A 21272-nucleotide genomic window follows, 5' to 3' on the forward strand; every position below is an offset into this window, starting at 1 on the left:
GACGGGCTCCTCAGGTTTTCAGGGCGGCGCGAACGTCGCCGGGCATCGTGTACCGCGCGACGGCTTCGGCGATGCGGTGCCGAAGCCGGACGAGGGTGGCCAGCGCGTCGCCGGTCGGGCCGTCCGCCACCGCGGGCGTCCGACGCGCCTGGGCGGCGCCGGCGACGGCGAACAGGCCGGCGGTCGCGGCGCTCAGCAGCGTCAACCGTCGCGACCCGCGGTCAACCGCCGCCCAGAGGAGCATCGTGGCCGCGTGCACGAAGTCGACCTCGGCGCCCAGCGCCACGCTCACCGCGTCGGGCCGGATGTCGGTGACCGCGGCCTGGGTCAGCAGCCGCGCCCCCAGGACGCGGGTCACCGCGCGCTCGCGGGTGGTTGCCGTCTTGCCGGATGCGAGTCGCAGCAGCGGAGTCGGGGCCGCGAGGAGCGCCAACCCGTAGACGATTCGCGCCCAGGCCGTCATCGCGCCCGCCGCAGCGCCAGCAGCGCACCCAGCCCGAGCCCCAGCGCACCGGTGCCGCCGGCGAGCGGATGCTGGGACAACCACACCTGCGGGCTGTGGGAGTGCGACTTGCCGTCGAACTCGCCGTGCGCGCCGTGGTCGCTGCCGGGCTCCTGATCGACCGGCTGCCAAAGATTGTGCGGCTGTTGGCCGTTCACCCGCTCGTGGGTCTGCTGAGAGTCGAATCCGGTGCGGCCGAGGTAGCGATCGAGGAGCGGCGCGACGAACTTCTGCGCGAGGAGGGTGACCGCGGTGCTGTCACCGACCCAATACTGTTTGCGCCCGGGATGATCCGCGGCGTACACGACGCCCCGGGCCGCGACCTCCGGCTGGTAGATCGGCGGCACCGGCTGCGGATGCCGGGGCAGCCGGGACAGCACCCAGGAGAACTGCGGGGTGTTGACCGCCGGCATCTGCACGACGGTGATCCGCACGTTCGAGCCCTCGTGCAGCAGCTCGCAGCGCACCGATTCGGTGAACCCGTTGGTGGCGTGCTTGGCGCCGCAGTAGGCCGACTGCAGGGGGATGGACCGCTCGCTGAGCGCGGAGCCGACCTGCACGATGGTGCCGCGGTCGCGCGGGCGCATCTTGGCCAGCGCCGCCATGGTGCCGTGCACGTAGCCCAGGTAGGTCACCTCGGTCACACGCTTGAATTCCTCGGCGGAGATCTCCCAGAACGGCGCGAACACGGAGGTGAACGCGACGTTGACCCAGGTGTCGATGGGGCCGAAGGCGGATTCGGCCTCGTCGGCGGCGGCCTCGACGGCCGAGTAGTCGGCCACGTCGGTCGGGAGGGCCAGCGCCTTGCCGCCGCCGGCCTCGACGTCGCGGGCCGCGCCTTCCAGCCCGGCCGCGCCGCGGGCGAGCAGGGTGACATTGGCGCCGCGCTGTCCGAACAACTGGGCGGTGGCGCGGCCGATGCCGGCGCTGGCCCCGGTGATCACCACGTTCTGTGTCATAGCGTCTGCCTTTCGTCTCGGCGGGTCAGTCGTGATGGATGGCGTCCTCGGCGAGGGTGGCCGTGCATTCGAGGAGCAGGGCGTGCGCGAACGCCTGCGGCAGGTTGCCGCGCAGCTGCCGCTGCCTGACGTCGTATTCCTCGCAGAACAGCCCCGGCGGCCCGCAGGCGGCGCGGTTGCGTTCGAACCAGCGCATCGCGCAGTGGGCATGGCCCAGTTGGTGTTCCGCCAGGGCCATCATGAATCCGCAGAGTAGGAACGCTCCTTCGGCATCGCCGAGGTCGCGCTCGTCGTGCCGGAAGCGGTACACGAACCCGTCGTGGGTGAGTTGTGCGCGGACGGCGTCCAGTGTGGCGCGGGTGCGCGGGTCGTCGGCCGGCAGGGCGCCCCGCACCGGGGGCAGCAGCAGCGACGCGTCGACGCCCGAAATCCCGGGGCTGCGTTGCCAGTAGCCGTCCTGCGGGTGCAGGCTCTTGGCCGCGGTGTCGGCGAGGATGGCGTCGGCCAGCGAGGCGGAGGAGGAGACCTCCGTGCCGCCGCCGGCCACCTTGGCGATGGCGCGCAGCCCGGCCACACAGGCCAGGCGCGACTGCGTCCAGTACTCGTCTTGGAGTTCCCAGATCCCCGCATCCGGTTCGCCCCAACGCTTTTCGATCGCGGCGATCGCCATCTGGGCGGCGCGCCAGCCGTCCGCATCGAGCCGGTCGGCGGCGGCGGCCCTGGCCAGCAGCTGCAGCGACTCGCCGAAGACGTCGAGTTGGAACTGCTGGTTGACCCAATTGCCGATCTTGTCCGTGCCGCCCGGGTAGCCGGGCAGGTCGAGCGTTTCTTCGCTGGGAACCGGGGCGCCGCTGACGGTGTAGGCGGGCTTGAGCTTCGGGCCCTCGTCGAGCAGCCGGCCACCGACGAACTCGACGGCCCGGTCGAGCAGCTCGGTTGCCCCCACGGCCGCCGCGGCCATGCCGGCGTACACCTGGTCGCGGATCCAGCCGTAGCGGTAGTCGTAGTTCTGGTTGGTGTGCGCGCGTTCGGGCAGGCTCATCGTCGCTGCGGCGACCATGCCGCCGCCGCTGCTGGTCAGCCCGCGCAGCACCGCGTAGGAATGCCGCCCGTCGCGAGGGGCGATGGTGCAATTGAGCTCGGGCATGCTGCGCTGCCAGGCGGCCGCGGTGGCGTCCCAGGTGGTGTCGGGGTCGGGTGGCCGGTCGGGCAGTTCGTGCTCGGACAACTCCAGCACGAGGTCGTGGTGCCGGCCCTCGTCGATGGTGATCTCGCACGCGAGCAGCTCATTGCGGTCGCGGGAGCAACGCGCGGCGCGCGCGTCGTCGCCGCCCGCCCACCGCCAGCGCAGCCGCCCCGATCGGCCGCTCCATATGCCGTCGTCGAGGCTGAGCTTCCCCGCGCCGTGTCGGCCGAATTCCGCGCTCGGCCGCAACAGCACGCGCACGCGCCCGGTCCCCTGGCAGCCCATCAGCCGACGCAGCAGCACCACCCGATCGGGGTCGCCCGGAAAGGCCAGCGCCTCGCGGCATTCCACGATGCCGTCGCGGGTGATCCAGCGGTTGCGCCAGATCAGGCTGCCCGGCTCGTAGTAGCCGCCCCACACGTGCCGCGGATCGGTCGGGGTGATCGCGTACACCCCGTCGCCGCCGATGAGGTTGGAGAAGACGGCGTCGGAGTCCCAGCGCGGCGCGCACAGCCACGCGACGTCGCCCTGGGGACCGACCAACGCGCCCCGTTCGCCGTCGGCCAGCAGCGCGTACTCGCGCAGCACCCGCGGGGAAAACTCCGCATCGACGACGGTGGTCCGCTCAGCCACGGGCCGCCGCCTCGGACCGCACCGGACGGCTGCCACCGGGCGCCCCGGCGCTGATCTTTCCGGTTGCCATGCGCTCGGCCAGCCGCGAGGCCAGCGCCATGATGGTCAGCGCCGGGTTTGCCGAGCCCTGAGTCGGGCAGACCGAGCCGTCGGCGAGGAACAGGTTCGGCACGCCCCACACCCGGTGGTCGGAGTCGACCACCGAATTCTCCGGGCCGGTGCCCATCCGCGCGCCGCCGATCAGGTGGGCGAAGCGCTCGATGGTGAGCACGTCCTGCGCGTCGGCGGCGTGCAGGATGTCGCCGATCACCTTGGTGGAGTAGGCCATGTTGGCCCTGTCGTTGTCGCAGAGCGAGTAGTCGAAACGGGCCACCGGGATGCCGTACGGGTCTCTGGCCTCGGCCCCAGAGGCCAGGGTGACCCGGTTGTCCGGCCGCGGCAGCAGCTCGTTGAGCACCCCGATGGTCGCCCAGTGGTTGTAGTCGCGCATGTACTCGCGCAGCGCGCGGCCCCAGTGCCCGTCGGCCATCACGTGTTCGGCCCAGCCGATGGGCATCGGCGACACGGTCTGGATGGAAAAGCCGCGGGCGAAACCGCGATCGGGGTCGGTCTCGTAGAACTGTTCGGAGGACACCTCGGGGGGAGGCGCCTTGTACATCCGAACCTCCTCGGACCAGCGGCCCGCGGACTGGGTGGCGCCCTGCACCATCACGTAGCGCCCGACCTGATCGTCGTTGTTGCCCAGCCCGTTCGGGAAGCGGTCGCTGACCGAGTTGAGCAGCAGGCGCGGTGTTTCGATCGAATACCCTGCCACGGCAACGGCTTTGGCGCGTTGCAGGCGTTCGGTACCGCCCACCTCGTCGTAGTAGACCACGCCCCGTGCGGCGCCGCTGTCGTCGAGTTCGACGCGGGCGGCCATGCAGTTGGCGCGGATCTCCACGCCGTGGGCCAGCGCGTCGGGCAGGTGCGTGACGTACGGGCTGGCCTTGGCGTTGACCTTGCAGCCTTGCAGGCAGTAGCCGCGGTAGATGCAGTGCGGCCGGTTGCCGAAGGTTCCGTTGACGATGCCGACGGGCCCGACGCGCATCTCGATGCCGAGCTTCATCGCGCCGCGCCACAGCTTGGCGGCCGCCCCCGAAATGGGATGCGGGGCAAAGGAATAGCGGTGCTTATGGCCCCATGGCCAGTCCTGGCCGGCGACCGGCAACTCGAGCTCGACGCGCTCGTAGTGGGGCAGCACGTCTTCGTAGCGGATGGGCCAGTCCGCCCCGATCCCGTCGAGGGTGCGGGTCGCGAAGTCGCTGGGGTGAAACCGCGGGCAGTAGCCGGCATAGTGCACCATCGATCCGCCGACCCCGCGCCCGGAGTTGTTCTTGCCCAGCTCGATCGGGTCGTCGCCGCCGATGATGCGCTTCTGCGTCCAATACAGGGAATGGGAGCCGGCCTCGTCGGACACCCAGTCCTCGTCGGGGTGCCAGAACGGGCCGGCCTCGAGGATCACGATCCGCCACCCGGCGCGGGCCAGCCGTTGCGCCAGCACCGAGCCGCCCGCGCCGGCGCCGACGACGACCAGGTCCACCTCGTCGTCGTCACGGAAGCGCCGCATGGTCGTCTCGCCGGGCAGGTCGCGGGAGTGCACGTCGAGCAGGAACCGCGAATCGTTGTCCTTCGGGCCGACCGCACCCTTGAGCAGGCCGCGCAGGAAGTCACCCATCAGATCTCGCCCTTCTGCACGACTTCGACGGGATCCTCGTCGGTGGCGCCGCGGGTCTCGAACGGTTCACGCGCCGATGCCGGGCCGGTGGCGCCGCCGAGGCGCATGAAGCCGCGCGGGTAGGCCGGGCCCCCGAAGCCGATCTCGTTCCACGCCCACGGGTGGGAGTAGAAGCCCGACAGCGTCATTCGCATGCACACCGACCAGGCGCGCTTGACGTTCAGGCGCTCCCAGGCCCCGCCCTCCAGCTCGCCCTGCGAGAACTGGTCGATGATCGCCTCGCGGGCGGCGGGCTCGGCCTCGGCGAACGCCCTGCCGTGGCGGCGCAGCGCGGTCTCGTCGAGGGCGCGCAGCACCAGCCGCCAGGTGTCGCGGTCGTCGGGCATGTCGGCGTACTGGTAGCCGTCGAGGCGCCCGTCGGCGAGCTTGGAGTCGACCGACTCGGCCACCGGCACCCGCGGCTTGGTGTCCTGCGCCAGCACGGTGTCACAGAACGCCCGCAGGCAGGGCTCCTCCTCCGGGGTGAAAAAGCGCAGCGGGCCGGGCGGTTCCAGCCGGGCCAGCACCACCTTCCTGGTGGCGTCGTCCCACGAGTCGGCGGTTTCCAGCACGTCGAAATCGGGGTAGCGCCCGATCATTTGGGGCGTGGTGCCGCGGCGCTGTTTGGGAAGCCAGGACGGGTGCGGGGGCTGGCGATCGGCCCGCAGGTTGGGCAGGTGGTCGGGGCGGGAGGTGTCGGCCATCATGACAACCCCCGACTATCGCCGGAACCGTTCGCGGCGCAGGAGCGAGGCGAGCAGCCCCATCCCGCCGACCATGCACATCAACCCGGGCGCCGCGATCGGCGGGCCCATCGGCACGTTGTAGGAGGCGTTCTTCCAGCCGCCCGGCTTGCGGGCGACCCCGCGCGCGTGCAGGTACTCGCCCATCAGGCCGTTGGCCGTGTAGATGCCGGCGGTGATCGGCAGCCACAGCTTGGCCCAGCGCCGTGAGAACACCCCGCCGATCCCGGCGACCACCACCGGCGGGGTGACCACGATCGGGCTCCACATCCACTTGTTGCCGAAGCTGGCCTTGTAGTGCTCGAAATAGATTTCCGCGGTCGTGACGACGGCCGCCATCGCCGTCAGGCCGGACAGCGAGCGTTCGAAGCGACCGTGCGCGACGTCGTACAGGGCCCGCTCGGCCAGATGTTCGGCCTCGCCGGCTTTGCGCCGTCCGCCGTTGCCTAGCAACAACATTTGGATTCCCTTTCCTGGCGTCCAGCGGGCAGCAGCGGGCCCGCGTGAATTGATTGGCGAATTGCGGGGTGCCCGGCCGGCCGCCGGCGACCGCCGGTCAGAAAACTCGCGGATCGGGCCATCGTCGTGCTCATCAGGCCACCTCACTCCCGCACGGAAACACGCTCCAGCGGCCACCCCGACGACACCGGTTCAAAACGAGTCGAGATGACTGCCCAGAGAACTGGCTAAGCGCCCAGCTGCGTGTTTCAACCGAGGTGGTCCTGACGGCATGCGGGCACGCGTCGCGAACCATGCGCTTCGGTTAAATACCCGGATTCACGTCCGCTAATCATCGAATTCGGTCCGGTGTAGGCGTCGCGCGTATCACCATGGGAGGCAACGCAAGTCGTCGCCGCCGGGTAGGCGCCGCCGGTCCGCCGGGACGGAATCGTCGGGCCGGACGCGTTTCAGTCGCGCCATCCCCGTCAATCCTGCGGCCAGAAAGGGACTGGGGCACAGTGAGCGCAGACAACGGACTCCAGGCCGGACCCGACCTCCGGGTATGGGATGACGTGGACGCCTTCCGCACCGGACAACGAGCCGAGCACGCGCGGCTACTGGCCAGGGCGGCGCAGCGATCCGCGGCCAAAAGCTTGGACAGGTCCGCGGACAGCCACGAGCGAACCGCGAACGCCTACGACGAGGCGGCCGAACACGACAATCCCGCAAGCGATGAGTACCGCGAACACGCGGCCGTCCATCGCGAGTTCGCGCGCGAAGATCGCCGGATGGCGGAGCGGCTGCGCCGGATGGCCGACATCGGACCGATGGATTTCGTGGTGCTGTAAAGCCCCGCCGGGCGCCCCCAAAATTGACGGCCCCGACGAATTCCGCGGGCGCACCCGAGCGCACGGGGCCGGGAGCGGGGGACGCTCCGGCAAACCGCCTGACCAAAACCGCCGGCCGCGCAGATGTGCCATGATGGCGGAGCTGTCAAGAGTCAGGGAGCAGCGGTGGATCTCAATTTTTCGGTGGTCACGCGGCCGGTCGGGCGTCTGGTGGCCACGGCACAAAACGGGCTCGAGGTCTTGCGCCTGGGGGGGTTGGAAACCGGAAGCGTCCCGTCGCCGTCCCAGATCGTCGAGAGCGTCCCGATGTACAAGCTGCGCCGGTATTTCCCGCCGGACAGCCGGCCCGGGCATGCGCCGGTGGGGGCGCCCGTGCTGATGGTGCACCCGATGATGATGTCGGCCGACATGTGGGACGTCACCCGCGAAGACGGGGCGGTGGGGATCCTGCACGCCGCCGGGCTCGATCCGTGGGTCATCGACTTCGGCTCTCCCGACAAGGTGGAAGGCGGCATGCGCCGCAACCTGGCCGACCACATCGTCGCGCTCAGCCAGGCGATCGACACGGTCAGGGACGTGGCGGGCAGCGACGTGCATTTGGTCGGCTATTCGCAGGGCGGAATGTTCTGCTACCAGGCCGCTGCGTACCGGCGTTCGAAGAACATCGCCAGCATCGTCGCGTTCGGCTCGCCGGTGGACACCCTGGCCGCGTTGCCGATGGGCATTCCGCCGAACTTCGCCGCGCCCGCGGCAAACTTCATGGCCGATCACGTCTTCAGCCGACTCGACATCCCGGGCTGGTTGGCGCGCGCCGGTTTTCAGATGCTCGACCCGCTCAAGACGGCCAAGGCCCGGGTCGACTTCGTGCGCCAGCTGCACGACCGCGAGGCGCTGCTGCCGCGCGAACAACAGCGCAGGTTCCTCGAGCGCGAGGGCTGGATCGCGTGGTCGGGCCCGGCGATCTCGGAACTGCTCAAGCAGTTCATCGCGCACAACCGCATGATGACCGGCGGCTTCGCCATCAACGGACAAATGGTCACGCTCACCGACATCACCTGCCCGGTGCTGGCCTTCGTCGGCGAGGTGGACGACATCGGGCAGCCGGCCTCGGTGCGCGGGATCCGGCGGGCGGCGCCCGACGCCGAAGTCTACGAATGCCTGGTCCGCACAGGACATTTCGGTCTCGTCGTGGGATCCAAGGCGGCGCGGGAGAGCTGGCCCACCGTCGCGGCGTGGGTGCAGTGGCTGTCGACCGGCGGGGACAAGCCCACCGGCATCGACCTGATGGCCGATCAGCCGATCGACCACACCGACAGCGGCGTCGCGTTGAGCTCCCGGATCGCGCACGGCCTCGGGGAGGTCTCCGAGGCGGCGATGGGCGCGGTGCGCGGCACGGCGAACGCCGTCGTCGCCGCGAACAAGTCGATGCGCACCCTGGCCGTGGAGACGGTCCGGACGCTGCCGCGACTGGTCCGGCTGGGACAGATCAACGACCACACCCGCATCTCGCTGGGCCGCATCATCGAGGAGCAGGCGCACGACGCCCCGCAGGGCGAGTTCCTGTTGTTCGACGGCCGCGTGCATACCTATGAGGCCGTCAACCGCCGGGTGAACAACGTCGTCCGCGGGCTGATCGAGGTCGGGGTGCGGCAGGGCGACCGCGTCGGTGTGCTGATGGAGACGCGGCCCAGCGCGCTGGTCGCCATCGCGGCGCTGTCCCGGCTCGGTGCCGTCGCCGTGGTGATGCGCCCCGACGCCGACCTGGTCGCCTCGGTCCGCCTCGGGGGCGTGACCGAGATCCTGACCGACCCCACCAACCTCGACGCGGCGCGCGACCTGCCCGGGCAGATCCTGGTGCTCGGCGGCGGCGAGTCGCGAGACCTGCACCTGCCCCACGACTCCGACGTCATCGACATGGAGAAAATCGACCCCGACGCCGTCGAGCTGCCCGCCTGGTACCGGCCCAACCCCGGGTTGGCCCGCGACCTGGCGTTCATCGCGTTCAACGCGGCCGGCGGCGAGCTGGTCGCCAAGCAGATCACCAACTACCGGTGGGCAGTGTCGGCCTTCGGGACGGCCTCGACCGCCGCCCTGGACCGCCGCGACACCGTGTACTGCCTGACGCCGCTGCACCACGAGTCGGCGCTGCTGGTCAGCCTGGGCGGCGCGGTCGTCGGCGGCACCCGCATCGCGCTGTCGCGCGGCCTGCAGCCCGACCGGTTCGTGCAGGAGGTGCGGCAGTACGGCGTGACGGTGGTGTCCTACACCTGGGCCATGCTGCGCGACGTCGTCGACGATCCCGCGTTCGTGTTGCACGGCAACCACCCGGTTCGCCTGTTCATCGGGTCCGGCATGCCGACCGGGCTGTGGGCGCGCGTCGTCGACGCCTTCGCCCCGGCCCGCGTCGTGGAGTTCTTCGCCACCACCGACGGGCAGGCCGTGCTGGCCAACGTGTCAGGCGCCAAGATCGGCAGCAAGGGCCGGCCGTTGCCGGGCGCCGGCCGCATCGAACTCGGCGCCTACGACGCCGAGCACGACCTGATCCTGGAGGACGACCGCGGCTTCGTCCAGGTCGCCGCACCCAACCAGGTCGGGGTGCTGCTCGCGCAGTCCAACGGGCCGATCGACCCGAGTGCCTCGGTCAAACGCGGGGTGTTCGCCGCGGGCGACACCTGGATCGCAACCGAGTACCTGTTCCGCCGCGACGACGACGGCGACTACTGGTTGATGGGCCGCCGCGGCTCGGTGGTCCACACCGCGCGCGGGCTGGTCTATGCCGAGGCGGTCACCGACGCGTTGGGCTGCATCAACGGGGTCGACCTCGCGGTGACCTACAACGTGCCGGTGGGGGACCAGCAGGCGGCGGTGTCGGCGGTGACCCTGCTGCCGGGCGCCACCATCACGGCGGCCGACCTCACCGAGGCCGTCGCGAAGATTCCCGTCGGGCTGGGGCCCGACATCGTGCACGTGTGCCCGGAAATGACATTGAGCGCGACGTACCGGCCCACCGTCAGCGCCCTGCGCGCGGCCGGGATCCCCAAGCCGGGACGTCAGGCGTGGTACTTCGACGCCGCCGCCAACGAGTTCCGCCGGCTGACACCCGGAGCGCGGTCCGAACTGAGCGGCGCGTAGTGATGGTCGACGACGCCCTGCTCGCCATCCTGGTCTGCCCGGCCGACCGGGGCCCGCTGCTGTTGATCGACCCGGGCGATGGTGAGCTGCTCTACAACCCGCGGCTGCGGCGCGCCTACCGCATCGAGGACGGCATCCCGGTGCTGCTGATCGACGAGGCCCGCGACGTCGACGACGACGAGCACGCCCGGCTTATGGAACGAGCCCGTCCGGCAGCTTCCCGGTGAGGTAGCGCTGCAGGTTGGGCGCGATGGTTCGCGCGATCTGTTCGGCCGGCAACGACGCGAACGGCTCGAGTTGAAATATGTAGCGCGCCATCACCACTCCCACCAGCTGGGACGCGACGAACTGGATGCGGATGACGCCGCTGCCCGGCGGATCGTCGACGCGCGAACCCACTTCAACCGCGATGATGTCCTGGATGAACGTGCGGAACAGGTTGACCTCCGCGCCGGCCAGGACCGACCGCAGCACCGCGATGAAGCCGGTGCCCAGCTCGGAATCCCACAGCGGCAACAACATCGACGGCAGCCGGTAGCCGATCTCCTCGATCGGGACCTCGCGCAGCGGGCCGATGATGTCCATCGGGTCGATCGGGATGTGGACGGCCGCGGCGAACAGCTTTTCCTTGGTGCCGAAGTAGTGGTGCACGAGTGCCGAGTCGACGCCTGCCGCCGCGGCGACCGCGCGGATCGACGTGTTGCGAATCCCCTTGCTGGCGAACAGCCCCCGGGCACTGCTCAGGATCCGCTCCCGCGTGTCGGACGCTCCGGCCGGTCGTCCGGGCCGCCGCCGCCCGGTGGTGGTATCCGTCATGCTAGGGCGTCCGCCGCCGCAGCGTCGCCGCGGCCAGGCACAGCGCCGCGATCGCGAAGCCCAGCACGACGACGATGTCGCGCACCGCGATGGACGTCGGCTCGGAGTGCGCACCCACCTGCTGCAAGGCCTCCAGCGCGTAGCTGGCGGGCATCACGTTGCTGACCCACTGCAGCCAGTGCGCCATCAGCGCGCGGGGCACGATGATGCCGGCCAGCAGGAACTGCGGGACCATCACCAGCGGGATGAACTGCACCGCCTGAAACTCGGTGCGCGCGAACGCGCTACAGAGCAGGCCCAGCCCGACGCCCAGGATGGCGTTGACGATCGCGATCACGAACACCCACACCGGGCTGCCGGCCGTGTCGAAGCCGAGGAACCAGAACGAGACGATGCAGGCCAGAATCGCTTGCACCGCAGCGGCTATCGAGAACGCGGTGCCGTAGGCGATCAGCATGTCGAGCCGGCGCAGGGGAGTGGTCAGGATGCGCTCCAGCGTCCCGGAGGCCCGTTCGCGCTGCATGGTGATCGACGTGATGATGAACATCACGAACAGCGGGAACAGGCCCAGCAGGATCAGGCAGGCGTTGTTGAAAGGCGACGGCGTGCCCGGGCGGTGCGGCGCGTTCTCGAACATGAAGTACATCAGCGTGATGACCAGGATCGGGACGAACAGGATCAGCGCGACGCTGCGGTGATCGGCGGCCAGCTGGCGCAGGATCCGCGTGGTGGTCGCCGCATACGCCCTGAGTCCTAACCCGCCTTTTGCCTCGTGCTGCGCTTGATGATGGACAGAAACGCGTCCTCCAGTGACGTGCATCCGGTGTCCTCTCGTAGTCGGGCCGGGGTGGTGTGGGCCACCAGGTGGCCCTCGCGCATGAGCAGCAGGTCGTCGCAGTGGTCGGCCTCGTCCATCACGTGGCTGGAGACCAGCAGGGTGGTGCCCGCGCGGGCCAGCTCGGCGAACTGCTCCCAGAGGTCGACGCGCAGCACCGGGTCCAGGCCCACGGTCGGCTCGTCGAGCACCAGCAGCTCGGGCTGGCACACCAGCGCGCATGCCAGCGACACCCGCGTGCGCTGCCCGCCGGAAAGGTTGCCGCAGAAGGCTGTCCGGTGATCGGTGAGGCCGACCCGGTCGATGGCGGCGTCGGCGGCGCGGTTGTCGAAGCCGTACAGCGAGGCGAAGTAGCGGACATTGTCCACGATGCGCAGGTCGTTGTAGATCGTCGGGTCCTGCGGCATGTATCCGACGCGGCGGCGCAGCGCCGGGCTCCCGGCGGGTCGCCCCAGCACCGTGACGTCGCCCGACTTCAGGATCTGGGTGCCCACGATGCTGCGCATCAGCGTGGTCTTGCCGCAGCCGGACGGGCCGAGCAGGCCGGTGATCGTGCCCTGCGCGATCTGCACCGAAAAGTCATGCAGCGCAATGTGTTTGCCTCGGACGACGCGCAAATGCTCGACGCTGACGGCGACGCGGTGGCCCTGCGCAAGTAATTCATCACTTGATGAACTCATCATGCGATGAATAATCGTCCCCCCGATCGGGCTTGTCAAGGGGTGCCGAAAGTGCAATGACCGTCGGGCACACTCGCGGAATGCGTCGGCAGACGCACTCTCGCGGTTACGCGGAGGGCAATCCCGGCCGCCGCTGCGGAAGATGCCCGTACACACCTTCGGCGTAGGCGGTTTCGGCGTGCTGGGTGAGGTCGACGCCGGTGGTCTCGTCCTCGGCGCTGACCCGGAAGCCCATGGTCGCGTCGATCAGCTTCGCAAGAGTGAACGACACGACAAACGCGTACAGCGCCACCACGACGATCGCGAGCGCCTGCTTGCCCAATTGGCCGAACCCGCCCCCGTAGAACAGGCCCCGCGGGCCCGACGTCATGACCGCGGTGGCCAGCAGCCCGATCAACGACACGCCGACCACGCCGCCCACGAAGTGCACGCCGACCACGTCGAGCGAATCGTCGTAGTTGAAGCGGAATTTCGCGCCGACCGCGAAGGAGCACACGACACCGGCGGCAAGCCCCACGACCGCGGCACCGAGCGTGTCGACCGTCCCGCACGACGGCGTGATGGCGACGAGACCGGCGACCACACCGGACGCCGCGCCGAACGTCGTGGGCCGGCCGTCGCGGACCCGTTCGACCGCGAGCCAGCCGAGCATGCCGAGGCAGCCTGCGACGAGGGTGTTGAGGAAGATGGCCGCGGCGGTTCCGCTGGCGGCCAAAGCCGAACCGGCGTTGAACCCGAACCATCCGAACCACAACAGCCCCACCCCGAGCAGGACGAACGGCAGGTTGTGCGGACGCATGGCGTCCTTCTTGAAGCCGATCCGCGGCCCGAGCACCAGCGCCAGGGCCAACGCCGAGGAACCGGAGACGATTTCGACGACGAGGCCGCCCGCGTAGTCCAGCACGCCCAGCTTGGCCAGCCAGCCGCCCGGCCCCCACACCCAGTGCGCGACAACCGAATACACGACAATCGCCCACACCGCGACGAACGTCATCCAGGCCGCGAACTTGGCGCGGTCGGCGATCGCGCCGCTGACCAGTGCGGCCGTGACGATCGCGAACGCGAGTTGGAAAGTCGCGTACAGCAGTTCGGGGACCGTGCCGTGGACGGTGTCGGGGCCGATGCCGAGCATCCCGACGTGTCTGAGGTTGCCGACGAGCCCGCCCGCTCCGTCGTCGGAGAACGCGATCGTGTAGCCGACCAGCAACCACGCGACCGTGACCAGCGGGATGGAGATGAAACTCATCATGATCATGTTGAGCACCCCGGTGGTGCGCACCATGCCGCCGTAGAAGATGGCCAGGCCGGGGGTCATCAACAGCACGAGTGCGGTGCTGGCCAGCAGCCACGCCGTGGCGGCGGGGTCGATCGCATGCATATTTTGGGCTCCTTTGCCACGCGGCAACCGGGATACTGCCATGTCCGCGGTGCCGGTAGGTTCGTTGGGTGGTTGCGGACCGGCTGGTGGTGGACCCCGTCGCGGCCGCCCATCGGCTGCTCGGCGCCACCCTCACCGGACGAGGCGTGCGCGCGATCATCGTCGAGGTCGAGGCCTACGGCGGGGTGCCCGACGGCCCCTGGCCCGACGCCGCGGCCCACTCGTTCCGCGGCCTGTCCGGGCGCAATGCGGTCATGTTCGGGCCGCCAGGGCGGCTCTACACCTACCGCAGCCACGGGATCCACGTCTGCGCCAACGTCTCGTGCGGCCCCGACGGCACCGCCGCCGCCGTGCTGCTGCGGGCCGCGGCCGTCGAGGACGGCACCGACGTCGCGCGGGCCCGCCGCGGCGAGCTCGTCCGCACCGCGGCGCTGGCGCGCGGCCCCGGCAACCTGTGCTCGGCGCTGGGAATCACCATGGAGGACAACGGAATCGACCTCTTCGACGCCGCCAGCCCGGTCACCGTGGAACTACACGACCCGCTGAGCGCCGTGTCGGGGCCGCGCGTCGGGGTCAGCCAGGCCGCCGACCGGCCGTGGCGACTGTGGCTGGGCGGCCGGCCGGAGGTGTCGGCCTACCGGCGCAGCCCGCGCGCGCCCGCGCCGGGCCACAGTGACTAACCCGCCGAGAGTGGGTGATATGCACGAAAATTCCATCAAATCCGTACATGACTCCCACCCTCGGTGGGCAGGGGCGAGAGCGACTAGACGGCGGCCGGAGCGACGGCGCGGAAAGCGGGGTCGACGCGGCGCGCGAGGAGGATGAACGTCACGGCCAGCAGGGGCGCGACGGCACTGTATACCGCGGCCGGCGTGGCCATTACGGCGCTGTTGAGCAGCTGCGGGCTCAACGCGATGCCCATCGCCACCACGGCGTTGTGCATGCCGACCTCCAGGCTGACCGCGACCGCCTGCCGCGGGGCCAGCCGCATCAGGCGCGGCGCCAGGTAGCCGACCGTCAGGCTCACCGCGCAGAAGGCCACGACGGCCCCGCTCAGCAGGCCGATGTTGTGCCACAGCGTCGTTCGTCCCCCCGCGATGGCCGCGACGATGGCGAGCACGAGCAGCGTGATCGCGGCGATCCGGACCGGTTTCTGCAGTCGCCGGGCCAGCTCGGGGAAGCGGTGGCGGATGGCGACGCCGATCGCGATGGGAAGCAGCACCAGCCCGATCACCGCGAGGAACTTGTCCAGTGGCAGCGGCAGGAACCGCCCATGGCCGAGGAACCAGGTCATCGCGACCGCCAGGATCGCGGGCAGGGCGATGATCGAGAGCACGGCGTTGATTGCGGTCAGCGTGAGGTTGAGCGCCAGGTCACCGTTGAACAGGTGGCTGAGCAGGTTCGACATCGTCCCGCCGGGGGTCGCCGCCATCAGCATGAGCCCGACGGCCAGGTGCGGTTCGAGATGAAAGGCCTCGGCGATCAGCAGGCACACAACCGGCAGCAGCAGAGACTGGCAGGCCAGCGCGACGACCAGCGGTTTGCGCAGCGTGGCGGCCCGCTTGAAGTCGTCGACCGTGAGCGTGAGCCCGAGGGCGAGCATGATGATCGCGACGACCAGCGGCCAGTATCGGTTGTCCATGACGCTCCGCGGTGTTGGTGCGCTGACGGGGAAAGGCGATAGCGCCACGATGCGCCACGTAGTTAGCTTGCCTTAGGGAGCGCCGCGGGGGCGAATCGTGCGCGCGAGAACGACTAAAGTCGTGCGCGATGTCTTCCGGGATCCTCGACGAGCTGCGCTGGCGCGAACTGATCGCGCAGTCCACCGACCTCGACGCGCTCGCCGCCGAAGCGCGGCGCGGGCCGATGACGGTCTACGCCGGCTTCGACCCCACCGCCGCCAGCCTGCACGCCGGCCACCTGGTCCCGCTGCTGACGCTGCGCCGGTTCCAGCGCGCCGGGCACCGTCCCATCGTGCTGGCCGGCGGGGCCACCGGCATGATCGGCGACCCGCGTGACGTCGGCGAGCGCACCCTCAACGAGGCGAACACCGTCGCGGAATGGACCGAGCGCATCCGCGGGCAGCTGGAGCGCTTCGTCGACTTCTCGGATTCTGGCGAGTCGCCGACGGCTGCCGTCGTCGTCGACAACCTGGACTGGACGGGCCCGCTGTCGGCCATCGAGTTCCTGCGCGACATCGGCAAGCACTTCTCGGTCAACGTGATGCTGGACCGCGACACCGTGCGGCGGCGCCTGGAGGGCGAGGGAATCTCCTACACCGAGTTCAGCTACATGCTGTTGCAGGCCAACGACTACGTGGAGCTGCACCGCCGCTACGGCTGCGTCCTGCAGATCGGCGGCTCCGACCAGTGGGGCAACATCATCGCCGGGGTCCGGCTGGTGCGCCAGACGCTCGGCGCTGCGGTGCATGCGCTGACGGTCCCGCTGGTGACCGCCGCCGACGGCACCAAGTTCGGCAAGTCCACCGGGGGCGGCAGCCTATGGCTGGACCCGCAGATGACTAGCCCGTACGCCTGGTACCAGTACTTCGTCAACACCGCCGACGCCGACGTGATCCGGTATCTGCGGTGGTTCACCTTCCTGTCGGCCGACGAGCTGGCCGAGCTGGAGCAGGCCACCGCCGAGCGTCCGCAGCAACGCGCCGCGCAGCGCCGCCTGGCCCACGAGCTGACCGTGCTGGTGCACGGCGAGGCGGCCGCCGAGGCGGTCGAGCACGCCAGCCGGGCGCTCTTCGGGCAGGGTGAACTCGACCGGCTGGATGAGCCGACGCTGGCCGCGGCGCTGCGCGAGGCGTCGGTGGCCGAGCTCAAACCCGGCGGCCCCGACGGGATCGTCGACCTGTTGGTGGCCAGCGGCCTGTCGGCCAGCAGGGGCGCCGCGCGGCGCACCATCGGCGAGGGCGGCGTGTCGGTGAACAACGTGCGCATCGACAGCGAGGATTGGTCGCCGCAGCCGTCGGACTTCCTGCACGGCAGGTGGCTGGTGCTGCGGCGGGGCAAACGCAACATCGCCGGGATCGAGCGGGTGGACGGCTGAACCTTTATCGCGTCGTGTCCCGGACGTGACCGCCGGCGACCACTGTGGTCACGGTGACTAGCGCGACACGGGTGCTGCGGGTCGTCGGAGTGGGCGCGGGCGTGGCGGGTTTGACCGCGCTGCTGGCCGCCCCCGTGCACGCCGACCTGCGGGGCAACGCGTTCCTGCGGGCGCTCACCAACGCCGGCGTTCCGGTGTCGCAACCGGACACCGCGATGGCGTTGGGCCAGTCGGTCTGCCCGATGCTGGTGCAGCCCGGCGGGTCGTTCGACTCGGTGATCGCCGCCGTCGCCGACGGCCACGGCATGTCCCCGGAGGTGGCGGGGGTGTTCACCATCGTCGCGATCGCGACCTACTGCCCGGCGGTGCTGGCGCCACTGCTGACAGACCGCGGCCCGGCCTAGGCGGACTCGCTCCGCAGAGTGTGAACTCACGGCGTTCGGTGTGTACTCAGGGCTGAATCCAAGCCGGTTTTCTCGCCCTGGAAGCGCACTCAAAGCCGTCACCGCACACTCAACGGCCGAGCCGCAGCCGCGTCCGTATCCTTTGCAGGGTGGTCGACGACAGGCAGGGGCGCGACGGTAGGCGGCGACCTCGCTCGGCATCCGGATCCTGGTCGGGCCCGGGCCGCGCCCGCCCGGTGCAGCCCCGCGGCGCCGGCCAGGACGGTCAAGACGACCACGGGGCGCCCCCCATTCCGCCCGGCATCGAGGCCCGGCAGCTGGCGCCCGACGTCCGGCGCGAACTGAGCACCCTGGACCGCGCCACCGCCGACGCGGTGGCGCGCCACCTGGTCGCCGCCGGAGAGCTGATCGACGAGGACCCGGAGGCCGCGCTGAGCCATGCCCGCGCGGCGCGGGCCCGCTCCAGCAGGATCGCCGCGGTCCGCGAGGCCGTCGGGATCGCCGCCTACCATTGCGGCGACTGGGCCCAGGCGCTGGCCGAGTTGCGCGCCGCCCGCCGGATGGGCAGCAAGTCGCCGTTGCTCGCGCTCATCGCCGATTGCGAACGCGGACTTGGCCGTCCGGAGCGGGCGATCGAACTGGCGCGCGGCGAGGAGGCCGCCCAGCTCTCCGGCGACGACGCCGACGAGTTGCGCATCGTCGCCGCCGGCGCGCGCGCGGACCTCGGCCAACTCGAGCAGGCGCTGACCCTGTTATCCACGCCGCAGCTCGACCCGGGCCGCACCGGTTCGACGGCGGCGCGGTTGTTCTACGCCTACGCCGACACGCTGCTGGCGCTCGGCCGCACCGACGAAGCGCTGCACTGGTTTTTGCGGTCGGCGGCCGCCGACGTCGAAGGCGTCACCGACGCCGAAGAGCGGGTCAGCGAGCTAGCCTGAGATGAAAAGCCTTGCCCAGCAATATGATTGCCTGCTGGTCGACCTCGACGGGACGGTCTTCCGCGGCGCCCAGCCCACCCGGGGCGCGGTGCAGTCGCTCGACGACGTGGACAGCCGCAAGCTCTATGTGACCAACAACGCCTCGCGCAGCGCCGACGAGGTTGCGCTGCACCTGCGCGACCTCGGCTTCACCGCCGCGGCGGATGACGTCGTCACCAGCGCCCAAAGCGCGGCCAGGCTGCTGGCCGATCAGCTTCCCGCGGACTCCCGCGTGCTGATCGTGGGCACCGACGCGCTGGCCAACGAAATCGCCGCCGTCGGGCTGCGCCCGGTGCGCCGCTACGACGACGAGCCGGTCGCCGTCGTGCAAGGCCTGTCCACGACCATCGGCTGGCCGGACCTCGCCGAGGCCGCACTGGCCATCCGGGCCGGCGCGCTGTGGGTCGCGGCCAACGTCGACCCCACCCTGCCCACCGAGCGCGGGCTGCTGCCCGGCAACGGATCGTTCGTCGCGGCGCTCCGGGCGGCCACCGGCGCCGAACCGCGGGTCGCCGGCAAGCCGGCGCCGCGCCTGCTGCAGGACGCGGTCGCCCGCGGCGATTTCCGCACGCCCCTGGTCGTCGGCGACCGGCTGGACACCGACATCGAGGGCGCCAACGCCGCCCGGTTGCCCAGCCTGATGGTGCTCACCGGCGTCAGCACCGCGCGCGACGCCGTCTACGCCGACCCCGTCCGCCGCCCCACCTACATCGGCCATGACCTGCGCTCGCTGCACGCCGACGGCGACCTGCTCGCGGTGCGGCCCCAGCCGGGCTGGCGCATCGACGTCGACGACAAGGCGGTGACGGTCAGCGCCAACGGCGCCGACGACGGCGACGGGCTGTCGGTCGTCCGCGCCGTCGCCAGCGCGCTGTGGGGCGTGCAGGGCCCCGGGCCGTTGCGCATCGAGGCCGCCGACGAGCGGGCGCGCGAGGCGCTGCAGCGCTGGTCTTTGGTGCGCGGCGACTAACGTAGGTACGCGATGACTATCGATCCCGATCAGCTTCGCGCTGAAATCGACGCCCTGGTTACCCAGCTGTCCGAGGTGGGGGATCCGGAAAACCCCGACCGCGAGCCGACTCTTGACGAGCTCGAGGAGATCGCGCGCCGCCTGTCCGAGGCGCACGACGTGCTGCTCGCCGCGCTGGAGTCGGCGGAGAAGGGCTGAGTCCGGCGGTGGCACGGCGCGCCCGCGTCGACGCCGAGCTCGTCCGCCGCGGGCTCGCGAGATCCCGCCAGCAGGCCGCGGAGTTGATCGGCGCCGGCAAGGTGAGCATCGACGGCCTGCCGGCCCGCAAACCGGGCACCGCCGTGGAGGTCACCGCCGCCCTGACCGTCCTCGACGACGGCGAGCGCGGCTGGGTGTCGCGCGGGGCGCACAAGCTCATCGGCGCCCTCGACGCTTTCGGCATCGGGGTCGCGGGCCGCCGCTGCCTGGACGCCGGCGCGTCGACGGGTGGGTTCACCGAGGTGCTGCTGGACCGGGGCGCGGCCGAAGTGGTGGCCGCCGACGTGGGCTACGGCCAGCTGGCGTGGTCGCTGCGCTGCGACCCGCGGGTGACCGTCGTCGAGCGGACCAACGTCCGCGACCTGACGCCCGAGGCGATCGGCGGGCCGGTCGAGCTGGTGGTGGCCGACCTGTCGTTCATCTCGGTGGCGAGCGTGTTGCCCGCGCTGATTGGATGCGCTTGGCCGGGCGCGGATATCGTTCCCATGGTGAAGCCGCAGTTTGAGGTGGGGAAGGGGCGCGTCGGCGCCGGCGGGGTCGTCCGCGACCCGGGCCTGCGCGCCGACGCGGTGCTGGCCGTCGCGCGACGCGCCGGCGAGCTGGGTTGGCGGACCGTCGACGTCACCGCCAGCCCGTTGCCGGGCCCGTCGGGCAATGTCGAATACTTCTTGTGGTTGCGCGCCGAGACCGATCGGGGGCTGTCGGCTGATGGGCTGGTGGACGCGGTGACGCGGGCCGTGGCAGAGGGCCCGCAATGACGCCCGAAAAGACCGACCACCGAACCGTGCTGCTGGTGGTCCACACCGGCCGCGACGAGGCGACCGAGACCGCCCGTCGCGTGCAAAAAGTGCTGGGCGACAACGGCATTGGGCTTCGACTTCTGTCCGCCGAGGCGGTCGACCGGGGCTCGCTGCACCTCGCCCCCGACGACATGCGGGCCATGGGCGTCGAAATCGAGGTGGTCGACGCCGAACCGTCGGCCGCCGAGGGCTGCGAACTGGTGCTGGTGCTGGGCGGCGACGGGACGTTCCTGCGGGCCGCCGAACTGGCGCGCAATGCCGGCATTCCGGTGCTGGGCGTCAACCTGGGCCGCATCGGGTTCCTGGCCGAGGCCGAGGCGGAGGCCATCGACCAGGTGCTGGATCACGTGGTGGCCCGCGACTACCGGGTGGAGAATCGCCTGACGCTGGACGTCGCGGTGCTGATCAACGGTCGCGTCGAACACGGGTGGGCGCTCAACGAGGTCAGCCTGGAAAAGGGCCCCCGGCTGGGTGTGCTCGGCGTGGTCGTCGAGGTCGACGGGCGCCCGGTGTCCGCGTTCGGCTGCGACGGCGTGCTGGTGTCGACGCCGACCGGCTCGACGGCCTACGCGTTCTCGGCCGGCGGCCCGGTGCTGTGGCCCGACCTCGAGGCGATCCTGGTGGTACCCAACAACGCTCACGCGCTGTTCGGCCGTCCCATGGTCACCAGCCCCGAGGCCACGATCGCGATCGAGACCGAGGCGGGCGGTCACGACGCCCTGGTCTTCTGCGACGGCCGCCGCGAGATGGTGATCCCGGCGGGCAGCCGGATCGAGGTGACCCGCTGCGACACCCCGGTCAAATGGGCGCGGCTGGACAGCGCTCCGTTCACCGACCGCTTGGTCCGCAAGTTCCGGTTGCCGGTGACCGGTTGGCGCGGAAAGTAACGGCGCTCGCACG

General features: G+C 70.7%; 22 protein-coding genes. 11 read left to right on the top strand and 11 right to left on the bottom strand.

Annotated elements, in window-relative coordinates; all coding sequences use genetic code 11:
- Positions 1–10: 10 nt before the first annotated feature.
- Genes A5696_RS12550 through A5696_RS12575 form a run of 6 tightly spaced genes read right to left on the bottom strand, consistent with a single transcriptional unit; the run spans position 11 to position 6235 of the window.
- A complete protein-coding gene (locus A5696_RS12550; RefSeq protein ID WP_067878658.1) occupies positions 11–463 on the bottom strand; it encodes a hypothetical protein in 453 nt (150 codons plus the stop codon).
- Positions 460–1461, bottom strand: coding sequence for an SDR family oxidoreductase (locus tag A5696_RS12555; RefSeq protein WP_067878661.1), 1002 nt, complete (start codon positions 1459–1461; stop codon positions 460–462). The genes A5696_RS12550 and A5696_RS12555 overlap by 4 nt, the downstream gene beginning before the upstream one ends.
- 25 nt (positions 1462–1486) lie before the next feature.
- Complete coding sequence (locus A5696_RS12560; protein ID WP_067878663.1) at positions 1487–3280, bottom strand: glycoside hydrolase family 15 protein; 1794 nt, start codon at positions 3278–3280, stop codon at positions 1487–1489.
- A complete protein-coding gene (locus tag A5696_RS12565; RefSeq protein WP_067878665.1) occupies positions 3273–4994 on the bottom strand; it encodes a GMC family oxidoreductase in 1722 nt (573 codons plus the stop codon). The genes A5696_RS12560 and A5696_RS12565 overlap by 8 nt, the downstream gene beginning before the upstream one ends.
- Complete coding sequence (locus A5696_RS12570; RefSeq protein WP_067879174.1) at positions 4994–5737, bottom strand: gluconate 2-dehydrogenase subunit 3 family protein; 744 nt, start codon at positions 5735–5737, stop codon at positions 4994–4996. Before A5696_RS12570 ends, A5696_RS12565 begins: the two co-directional genes overlap by 1 nt.
- A 15-nt stretch (positions 5738–5752) precedes the next feature.
- Positions 5753–6235: a hypothetical protein gene (locus A5696_RS12575; RefSeq protein WP_067878667.1), complete on the bottom strand. Its 483-nt coding sequence runs from the start codon at positions 6233–6235 to the stop codon at positions 5753–5755.
- Positions 6236–6735: 500 nt separating this feature from the next.
- On the opposite strand from A5696_RS12575, the gene A5696_RS12580 reads away from it, so the two are divergent.
- From A5696_RS12580 to A5696_RS12590, 3 genes are all read left to right on the top strand, one after another.
- Positions 6736–7065 (top strand): hypothetical protein, encoded by a 330-nt coding sequence (locus tag A5696_RS12580; protein WP_156738363.1) that lies wholly within the window; start codon positions 6736–6738, stop codon positions 7063–7065.
- Positions 7066–7230: 165 nt separating this feature from the next.
- Positions 7231–10197 carry an acyl-CoA synthetase gene (locus tag A5696_RS12585; protein ID WP_067878672.1) on the top strand — a complete coding sequence of 989 codons (2967 nt, stop codon included), beginning with the start codon at positions 7231–7233 and terminating at the stop codon, positions 10195–10197.
- A gap of 2 nt (positions 10198–10199) precedes the next feature.
- Complete coding sequence (locus A5696_RS12590) at positions 10200–10424, top strand: Trm112 family protein (protein ID WP_067879177.1); 225 nt, start codon at positions 10200–10202, stop codon at positions 10422–10424.
- Here the strand turns inward: A5696_RS12590 and A5696_RS12595 are convergent.
- The 4 genes from A5696_RS12595 to A5696_RS12610 form a co-directional block, all read right to left on the bottom strand.
- Complete coding sequence (locus A5696_RS12595) at positions 10390–11013, bottom strand: TetR family transcriptional regulator (protein ID WP_067878678.1); 624 nt, start codon at positions 11011–11013, stop codon at positions 10390–10392. The genes A5696_RS12590 and A5696_RS12595 overlap by 35 nt on opposite strands.
- 1 nt (position 11014) lies before the next feature.
- On the bottom strand, positions 11015–11833 hold the full coding sequence (locus A5696_RS12600; RefSeq protein WP_197516961.1) for an ABC transporter permease: 819 nt from the start codon (positions 11831–11833) through the stop codon (positions 11015–11017).
- Positions 11767–12531: an ABC transporter ATP-binding protein gene (locus A5696_RS12605; RefSeq protein WP_067878681.1), complete on the bottom strand. Its 765-nt coding sequence runs from the start codon at positions 12529–12531 to the stop codon at positions 11767–11769. Before A5696_RS12605 ends, A5696_RS12600 begins: the two co-directional genes overlap by 67 nt.
- Before the next feature lie 103 nt (positions 12532–12634).
- Positions 12635–13906, bottom strand: coding sequence for an ammonium transporter (locus A5696_RS12610; protein WP_067878688.1), 1272 nt, complete (start codon positions 13904–13906; stop codon positions 12635–12637).
- Positions 13907–13974: 68 nt separating this feature from the next.
- Here A5696_RS12610 and A5696_RS12615 point away from each other — a divergent pair, with 68 nt between their 5' ends.
- The gene (locus tag A5696_RS12615) at positions 13975–14586 is read left to right on the top strand and encodes a DNA-3-methyladenine glycosylase (RefSeq protein WP_067878691.1); all 612 of its coding nucleotides are present in this window, start codon (positions 13975–13977) and stop codon (positions 14584–14586) included.
- Between the two features lie 83 nt (positions 14587–14669).
- Here the strand turns inward: A5696_RS12615 and A5696_RS12620 are convergent, their stop codons facing one another.
- Entirely contained in the window at positions 14670–15596 is a 927-nt protein-coding gene (locus A5696_RS12620; protein WP_255381522.1) for a bile acid:sodium symporter family protein, read from the bottom strand.
- Between the two features lie 80 nt (positions 15597–15676).
- On the opposite strand from A5696_RS12620, the gene tyrS reads away from it, so the two are divergent.
- The 7 genes from tyrS to A5696_RS12655 all read left to right on the top strand — a co-directional run bounded on the left by tyrS (position 15677) and on the right by A5696_RS12655 (position 21259).
- Positions 15677–16963, top strand: coding sequence for a tyrosine--tRNA ligase (tyrS, locus tag A5696_RS12625; protein WP_067878695.1), 1287 nt, complete (start codon positions 15677–15679; stop codon positions 16961–16963).
- 44 nt (positions 16964–17007) lie between these two features.
- Positions 17008–17367 (top strand): DUF732 domain-containing protein, encoded by a 360-nt coding sequence (locus tag A5696_RS12630; RefSeq protein WP_067878699.1) that lies wholly within the window; start codon positions 17008–17010, stop codon positions 17365–17367.
- A 149-nt stretch (positions 17368–17516) separates the two neighbouring features.
- Positions 17517–18305 (top strand): tetratricopeptide repeat protein, encoded by a 789-nt coding sequence (locus tag A5696_RS12635; RefSeq protein WP_156738365.1) that lies wholly within the window; start codon positions 17517–17519, stop codon positions 18303–18305.
- 1 nt (position 18306) lies between these two features.
- Complete coding sequence (locus tag A5696_RS12640) at positions 18307–19314, top strand: HAD-IIA family hydrolase (protein WP_067878702.1); 1008 nt, start codon at positions 18307–18309, stop codon at positions 19312–19314.
- Positions 19315–19326: 12 nt separating this feature from the next.
- Positions 19327–19512: a hypothetical protein gene (locus tag A5696_RS12645; protein ID WP_067878704.1), complete on the top strand. Its 186-nt coding sequence runs from the start codon at positions 19327–19329 to the stop codon at positions 19510–19512.
- A gap of 8 nt (positions 19513–19520) precedes the next feature.
- Positions 19521–20330: a TlyA family RNA methyltransferase gene (locus A5696_RS12650; protein ID WP_067878706.1), complete on the top strand. Its 810-nt coding sequence runs from the start codon at positions 19521–19523 to the stop codon at positions 20328–20330.
- Complete coding sequence (locus A5696_RS12655) at positions 20327–21259, top strand: NAD kinase (RefSeq protein WP_067878708.1); 933 nt, start codon at positions 20327–20329, stop codon at positions 21257–21259. Before A5696_RS12650 ends, A5696_RS12655 begins: the two co-directional genes overlap by 4 nt.
- Positions 21260–21272 lie beyond the last annotated feature (13 nt).

Source organism: Mycobacterium sp. E2699 (assembly GCF_001666745.1).
Classification (GTDB): domain Bacteria; phylum Actinomycetota; class Actinomycetes; order Mycobacteriales; family Mycobacteriaceae; genus Mycobacterium.

Excerpts from the sequence above, each read along its gene's own strand:
- A5696_RS12575 (WP_067878667.1), bottom strand. The coding sequence starts at position 6,235 with ATGTTGTTGCTAGGCAACGGCGGACGGCGCAAAGCCGGCGAGGCCGAA.
- A5696_RS12595 (WP_067878678.1), bottom strand. The coding sequence starts at position 11,013 with ATGACGGATACCACCACCGGGCGGCGGCGGCCCGGACGACCGGCCGGA.
- A5696_RS12550 (WP_067878658.1), bottom strand. The coding sequence starts at position 463 with ATGACGGCCTGGGCGCGAATCGTCTACGGGTTGGCGCTCCTCGCGGCC.
- A5696_RS12655 (WP_067878708.1), top strand. The coding sequence starts at position 20,327 with ATGACGCCCGAAAAGACCGACCACCGAACCGTGCTGCTGGTGGTCCAC.
- A5696_RS12610 (WP_067878688.1), bottom strand. The coding sequence starts at position 13,906 with ATGCATGCGATCGACCCCGCCGCCACGGCGTGGCTGCTGGCCAGCACC.
- A5696_RS12600 (WP_197516961.1), bottom strand. The coding sequence starts at position 11,833 with ATGCACGTCACTGGAGGACGCGTTTCTGTCCATCATCAAGCGCAGCAC.
- A5696_RS12555 (WP_067878661.1), bottom strand. The coding sequence starts at position 1,461 with ATGACACAGAACGTGGTGATCACCGGGGCCAGCGCCGGCATCGGCCGC.
- tyrS (WP_067878695.1), top strand. The coding sequence starts at position 15,677 with ATGTCTTCCGGGATCCTCGACGAGCTGCGCTGGCGCGAACTGATCGCG.
- A5696_RS12565 (WP_067878665.1), bottom strand. The coding sequence starts at position 4,994 with ATGGGTGACTTCCTGCGCGGCCTGCTCAAGGGTGCGGTCGGCCCGAAG.
- A5696_RS12570 (WP_067879174.1), bottom strand. The coding sequence starts at position 5,737 with ATGGCCGACACCTCCCGCCCCGACCACCTGCCCAACCTGCGGGCCGAT.
- A5696_RS12640 (WP_067878702.1), top strand. The coding sequence starts at position 18,307 with ATGAAAAGCCTTGCCCAGCAATATGATTGCCTGCTGGTCGACCTCGAC.
- A5696_RS12590 (WP_067879177.1), top strand. The coding sequence starts at position 10,200 with ATGGTCGACGACGCCCTGCTCGCCATCCTGGTCTGCCCGGCCGACCGG.
- A5696_RS12645 (WP_067878704.1), top strand. The coding sequence starts at position 19,327 with ATGACTATCGATCCCGATCAGCTTCGCGCTGAAATCGACGCCCTGGTT.
- A5696_RS12605 (WP_067878681.1), bottom strand. The coding sequence starts at position 12,531 with ATGATGAGTTCATCAAGTGATGAATTACTTGCGCAGGGCCACCGCGTC.